The organism is Myxacorys sp., from assembly GCF_059501405.1.
Genome location: NZ_JCACCM010000201.1, coordinates 1 through 5,623 on the forward strand (window position 1 = coordinate 1; position 5,623 = coordinate 5,623).

Below are 5,623 nucleotides of genomic sequence, written 5' to 3' on the forward strand. Positions count from 1 at the left end.
AAATTTCGAGATGTGCCGATTCCATGCTAATTCATCTTCTCATTCAGCAACGCCGTAATTTGCATTACATCATCCTGCTGTCTGCTTAGCTTTGACTTCGCCTCGCGATCCCAGACAGCTTGCCGAGAATCTGCAAGTGCTGCAGGTGCCTTCACTTAATGTCGAAGAAGTTGCACAATGGCAGAATTATGGGAACTTCATCTATGGAGAAGGACAACATACGTTTGAAACGCTGTACCCGTGAACTGATTTGAGGCTTGCGATCGCTCAGCCTCATACCTCACATTCTCGATCGCGTGGGGAATCTTAATTGTGTCCTCTCCCCCCTCAATCCTTGTGCCTGACGCTGAAACTATTCTCGATGTGGCTGATCTAGCTCGTGATATAAATCAGGCTCTTTTGTTGTGCTCCCTTCATAGAGAGCGGCTCTTGATTAGTAGCCTCAATCTGCTCTCCTTCTGGTCTGGTAATCTGTTAATGAGATATGAAATTGAAAAATTAATTCAGGTAGAAACTTATGACAACCGAGCAAGAGCTTCAATCTCTTTTTAATTCCTTAGATGGCGATCAAGACGGCAAACTCTCCATTAATGAGCTTTTGTTAAGTCCTGGCTTAAGTGCAGTCATCTCCTCAGCAACAAATACCAGTAGCCCCCAGGCGTTACTCGCACAGTATGATTCAGACGAAGACGGTAATATTACCTTTGAAGAGTTAAAGCAAGCAGTTGAGAAAGCAAGTAATTTAACCTAACAGTCAGCAGGATCGGGTTTTACTCGGAGATTAGCAAAGTCAATCGCAGTCAGAGCCATAGTGAAGCGCCTGCACTATGGCTTTTCATTGCCCGTGAGCCAGACCATGACGGGGTGGTAGAAGACTGTAAAGGCGATTGCCAGAGCGTCTACTGTGGCGAGAGAAATCAGAAACATTGGCAGAATCTTCTTAGGGCGAATCGTGAGGAGCGATCGTCGTTGGCTCATGAGGGGATGGCAGAAGGGGCGGTTTGATCATGCCCACGATACATCTAAATTCAGACAGCACGGGGCCTTCAATTTTTAGCGTTCTTCCACAACAAGTCTAAAACAAGTCTAATGTTGTCAGAATTGCGATGGAGGGCATGTTTAGGAGAGTTAATGGCAGTTTGAGTCGTTGAGAGAAATGGTTCAAAAAACTGATGTGCTACAGCAGCCAAGACACCTAATGCGTCTCCAACGAACTCTCAGTTCGAGTGAAACCTGGGGCTTTGGGATGAGTGGGCTGCTTCTATGGCTGGGTACAGGACCAGGAATGCATGCTGGCCTGGGACCACAAGCGATCGCCGTTTGGCTTCCCAGCGCCATTATTGGAATGCTGGTGAATTTCCAGGTTAAATCTCTGGCTACTCAGTATCCTGAGATGTCTGGGGGAACGGCCAACTACACCACTCGACTGCTCGAACGCTATCCTTTACTCGCGCGTATTGCGGCGATCGGTTACTTTGTGGGATGGTCGTCTGTTCCGGCGATGAACGCGATCATTCTCACAGATTTGATTAAGGCCGACCTGGGTTCATTGGGAATCGGATGCCCAGAAGCATTTTTGAAAGTTGGGTTCGCTTTACTGCCATTTGTTTTGGCGTTCAGTGGTACGCGAACCTTAGGCATTTTACATTTATGCTTTGTATTTCCGGCGTTAGGGCTATTGCTAACCTTTTGTTTGCAAGGACTGGGATGGCTAGCGATCGCTCCTAATAGTCCTGGTCTACTCCCCCATGATTGGTCTACTTTCTCGTTTCCTGATTGGGCAAAGTGGTATTTTATCGCCGTCTATGCAGTCTATGACTGTGAAACCAGTGCCTCCTTTCTCTCCGAAAGCAAACGACCCGCCAGTACATTGCGATCTCTAACCTTTGCAGCCTGGCTCATCCCACCCATTTACCTGGGAGGGTCTTGGTTGTTGATGCAATTAGCGACTCAACCAGGCATGGGTGACAGTGCATTCTTAAACATGATGGCAGCTTCAAAACCGTTTTGGGGCCAGTCAGCACCCTGGTTGGTAACCTTGCTGCTGGTTTCTAGTTGTCTGCTCAGTTCTGCGACAGCCGTTTCTAACTGTCCTCGCATTTTGTACCAGCTTTCTCTTGATGGACATTTTGCCCCTGTTTTTTCGGTTGTCACCCGGCGTGGGGTACTGGCTCCGGCTTTAACTTTTAATTTGCTGCTTGGGATAACCTACTTGCTATGGGGAGACTTAGCCCGGATTGTCATGGTGACAGGAACGGGCTACCTGTCGTTCTCAATCCTGTTTCATTTGGGACTGTGGTTAGGTCGTGGCAAGCCAGAAGTCAAATATCCCTACTGGTCGTTGCTCTTCTTCCTGGTCGAAGTAACTGTCCTGGTGGTCGGTGGCATTGCTTGGGACTGGCAAGACTTGCTGTTAGGCCTGTGCCTTATGCCAGCAATGTTGCTAGTCAACGCGGCTGTGCAAGCGATTCCCTTCCGTCCTGACTGGTGGTTGCACCGACAGCGCTCCCAGGCTCAAGTAGGGAATCCTCCAGACTTCATGATGCTGCAAGTTGTTGTGTTGCTTGTGCTAATTTGTAGTGCTGTAACGATTGGCTGGGGGGTGAAATCCTGGTTAGATACGATTCAAGCAGGAAACATCAGTATCGATCTGTTGATGGTATTGCTGCTCACCAGTGCTTTTGTGGGGATCGCGATCGCAGGTTGGACAAGCTTACCCCAGGTGATTGCGATCAATGAGGCGCGTGAACAAGCTAAAAATCTCTTCATCACGGCTCTGGATACTGTCCCAGACACGATTTTGGTCGTTGATCATACTGGCATGATTTGTCAAACCAATCCGGCCGCAGCGGAACTGTTTGTCACTGGCACTGAGAAATTGCTGGGGCAGCATTTGCCTGACTTGTTGGAGGGACTGGAGGGCAGCCCAGAATTTTGGGAATATCACAGTGAGTGCACCTTTGTTCAGAATCACCAGACCTACCGCGCGATTGAGGTGACCGTTTCCGAGCGGTTCAACCGAGACATCCAGGAATACATTGTGATCCTGCGGGATATTACCCAGCGCAAGCAAGTTGAAGCAGAACTACGGCAAACACTTCAGCTTAAAGAAGAACTTGCAATGACAGCCACTGCTCAGGCACAACAACTCGAACAAACGTTACAAGATTTACGGCACACCCAGACACAACTGATTCAAACCGAGAAAATGTCTAGTCTGGGACAGTTAATTGCCGGAATTGCCCACGAAATTAATAACCCAGTCACCTTTATCAGCGGGAACTTGGCTCATGTTCATGAGTACACTCAAGATTTGCTCAAGCTCCTGAACCTCTATCAACAACGTTTCGCCGGACTCGAACCCGAGATTCAAGCATTTATCCTCGACATCGATCTGGAATTTTTGATGGAGGATTTACCCAAAACCTTATTCTCTATGCAAGTAGGAGCAGACCGCATCCGCGAGATTGTTTTGACCTTACGTAACTTCTCTCGCCTGGATGAAGCGGAGATGAAAGCAGTCGACTTGCATGAAGGCATTGATAGTACGCTTTTGATTTTGCAGCATCGCTTGAGCCCCAAATCATCTCATACTGAAATTCAAGTGATTAAAAAGTATGATGATTTGCCATTGGTTGAATGCTATGTTGGACAACTTAATCAAGCCTTCATGAATATCTTGACTAATGCGATCGATGTTCTAGAAGAGCAAGGTAAAGAGTATGGTGATGCAGCACCCACAATTACAATTTCCACTGAGGTCGTCAGTGCAGATAAAGTGCGGATTCGGATTGTAGACAATGGACCAGGCATGTCATCAAGTGTCAAAGCGCGACTGTTTGACCCATTTTTTACAACCAAGCCAGTTGGCAGAGGTACAGGTTTAGGGTTATCGATCAGCTACCAGATTGTTGTAGACAAACATGGTGGACAGTTAAGGTGTTTATCTGAACTTGGACAGGGTGCAGAATTTCTGATCGAAATTCCGCTTAGACATTCACTTACTACGGCCCGCAGTTGTTCGACGGATGAGGTTGGTGGTCAACCGTGAGTCAGTATCTCAAACCGATCGCTCCCATAACCCAGCTTTGAAGCTTTGCTGAGCTCATGGCACATCAAACGCCGCAATTGTGCTATTTTCCATCTTCACAATTAATCGCAGTCCGCTCCATAATGAACCGCCTGCACTTTGGCTTCTGCGTTCACGTCAGCGCACCATTGCCCATGATTGAGCCAGACCATGACGGGGTGATAGAAGCGCGCGATCACGAAAGTGTCAGAAATGAAGCTCCAAAAGGACTAAAAATAAAGCTGTATTCACAAGAAAAAGAATGCTTTCTGAATCGTTTCGATTAATCCGATTGGAACATTACTTCTAACGCCTCTACTCGCTCAACGAACACACTTCTTCGTGTCGAGAGAGATACGAGTTCTGCCATTTGGGTACGGGGTCGCAAATACTGTCGCACTTCCTCAAACGCCGCGCAGAATCGTTTTGCTGAATCAAACGCTCCAAAGCCTAGCATCGGATAGTAACGGTGCTTGATGCCCCGATGGTCTTGCTCGATCGGATTATCCAAACAACTCCCTGGTTCATGCGTCACTTCTTCACTCAGAACTTCGGCAATGGCACGAGGGTAGGATGCCAATCCATCTGTCACGACTCGGTTCGGCGGTGTTTGTGCCACTCCTAACGCCTGCTCGAAAAACGCTTGGGCCGATTCCATGTCTCGCTTTTCCCGCAGCAGCGAGTCCACTAAATTGCCCTCTTCATCCATCGCTCGATACAGATAGCACCACCGCCCTTTCACCCGAATGTAAGTTTCATCGACGTGCCAGTTTCTCCCCATCGTTCCAGTACGCTTTGTCCGCAATTGCTCGGCAACCAGAGGCGCAAATCGCTCTTCCCAATGCCGCACCGTTTCGTGCGTGGATTCAAATCCTTGCAGCAGAAAGAACTCCGCCGCATCCCACAAACTCATCTTGTAGCGCAACCGACAGATCAACACCTGAAACACGATATCGGTGGGCACCTCTAAAAAGTTGAACCGCGTGCCCGTGCGTTCATTGAAGCTCGACAGACATTCTAGACAATAAAACGTGCGATAGCCCAGACTGGTGGTGCGTTTCAGTTGAGTGGTGAGTGAGGAATGGCAGTGGGGGCAGTTCATCAAAGCGGGATGAGGATGTAGTTTCAGGTCAGCCCCTAGACTATCAGAGAAAGCGAATTTTGCTTCACATTACAGTCTTAGTTCTGACACTTTCCGTACTAAAGGAAATCATATGGTAGTTGCCGCAACTACCATATAACCCCCATTCCGCCCTTTAACTGGCACACTCAAAATATTAAAACTGAAGCCCTCTCCCTGAAAGGATTCCAGAAATTATTGGTTCCCTTGAACTAAAGAACAGCGATTCTCAATCAAATCGCCTCATTCTCAATAAGTTTGGGAGCGATCGTTATGAAGCTGATTGCTTCGTCCTTAATAGTCAATGTGCCAGTGGAAAGGGCGGAACGTCGGGTATAGCTTCGGCCCTAGCAACCTCATTTAAAGAATAAAGAGTGCGGCGCTTAGCGCTGCCCTCTTTTTCTTGAAGTGGAGTTTTACATCCCAGATCTAAA

Annotated in this window: 6 protein-coding genes; 4 read left to right on the top strand and 2 right to left on the bottom strand. The window is 47.9% G+C overall.

The window, feature by feature from the left end; translation table 11 throughout:
- Nucleotides 1-91 precede the first annotated feature (91 nt).
- Nucleotides 92-244: a hypothetical protein gene (locus tag AC5I6P_RS29120; RefSeq protein WP_495697279.1), complete on the top strand. Its 153-nt coding sequence runs from the start codon at nt 92-94 to the stop codon at nt 242-244.
- A gap of 273 nt (nt 245-517) precedes the next feature.
- Nucleotides 518-751, top strand: a complete 234-nt coding sequence (locus AC5I6P_RS29125; RefSeq protein WP_495697280.1) for an EF-hand domain-containing protein — start codon at nt 518-520, stop codon at nt 749-751.
- A gap of 74 nt (nt 752-825) precedes the next feature.
- Here the strand turns inward: AC5I6P_RS29125 and AC5I6P_RS29130 are convergent, their stop codons facing one another.
- A complete protein-coding gene (locus AC5I6P_RS29130; RefSeq protein ID WP_495697281.1) occupies nt 826-978 on the bottom strand; it encodes a hypothetical protein in 153 nt (50 codons plus the stop codon).
- A 178-nt stretch (nt 979-1,156) separates the two neighbouring features.
- Here AC5I6P_RS29130 and AC5I6P_RS29135 point away from each other — a divergent pair, with 178 nt between their 5' ends.
- Nucleotides 1,157-4,051, top strand: a complete 2,895-nt coding sequence (locus AC5I6P_RS29135; protein WP_495697282.1) for an ATP-binding protein — start codon at nt 1,157-1,159, stop codon at nt 4,049-4,051.
- A gap of 56 nt (nt 4,052-4,107) precedes the next feature.
- A complete protein-coding gene (locus AC5I6P_RS29140) occupies nt 4,108-4,356 on the top strand; it encodes a hypothetical protein (protein WP_495697283.1) in 249 nt (82 codons plus the stop codon).
- Here the strand turns inward: AC5I6P_RS29140 and AC5I6P_RS29145 are convergent.
- Nucleotides 4,353-5,171 carry an IS6 family transposase gene (locus AC5I6P_RS29145; RefSeq protein WP_495697284.1) on the bottom strand — a complete coding sequence of 273 codons (819 nt, stop codon included), beginning with the start codon at nt 5,169-5,171 and terminating at the stop codon, nt 4,353-4,355. The two genes, AC5I6P_RS29140 and AC5I6P_RS29145, sit on opposite strands and share 4 nt — an antisense overlap.
- Between the last annotated feature and the right edge of the window lie 452 nt (nt 5,172-5,623).

Excerpts from the sequence above, each read along its gene's own strand:
- AC5I6P_RS29130 (WP_495697281.1), bottom strand. The coding sequence starts at position 978 with ATGAGCCAACGACGATCGCTCCTCACGATTCGCCCTAAGAAGATTCTG.
- AC5I6P_RS29135 (WP_495697282.1), top strand. The coding sequence starts at position 1,157 with ATGGTTCAAAAAACTGATGTGCTACAGCAGCCAAGACACCTAATGCGT.
- AC5I6P_RS29125 (WP_495697280.1), top strand. The coding sequence starts at position 518 with ATGACAACCGAGCAAGAGCTTCAATCTCTTTTTAATTCCTTAGATGGC.
- AC5I6P_RS29145 (WP_495697284.1), bottom strand. The coding sequence starts at position 5,171 with ATGAACTGCCCCCACTGCCATTCCTCACTCACCACTCAACTGAAACGC.
- AC5I6P_RS29140 (WP_495697283.1), top strand. The coding sequence starts at position 4,108 with ATGGCACATCAAACGCCGCAATTGTGCTATTTTCCATCTTCACAATTA.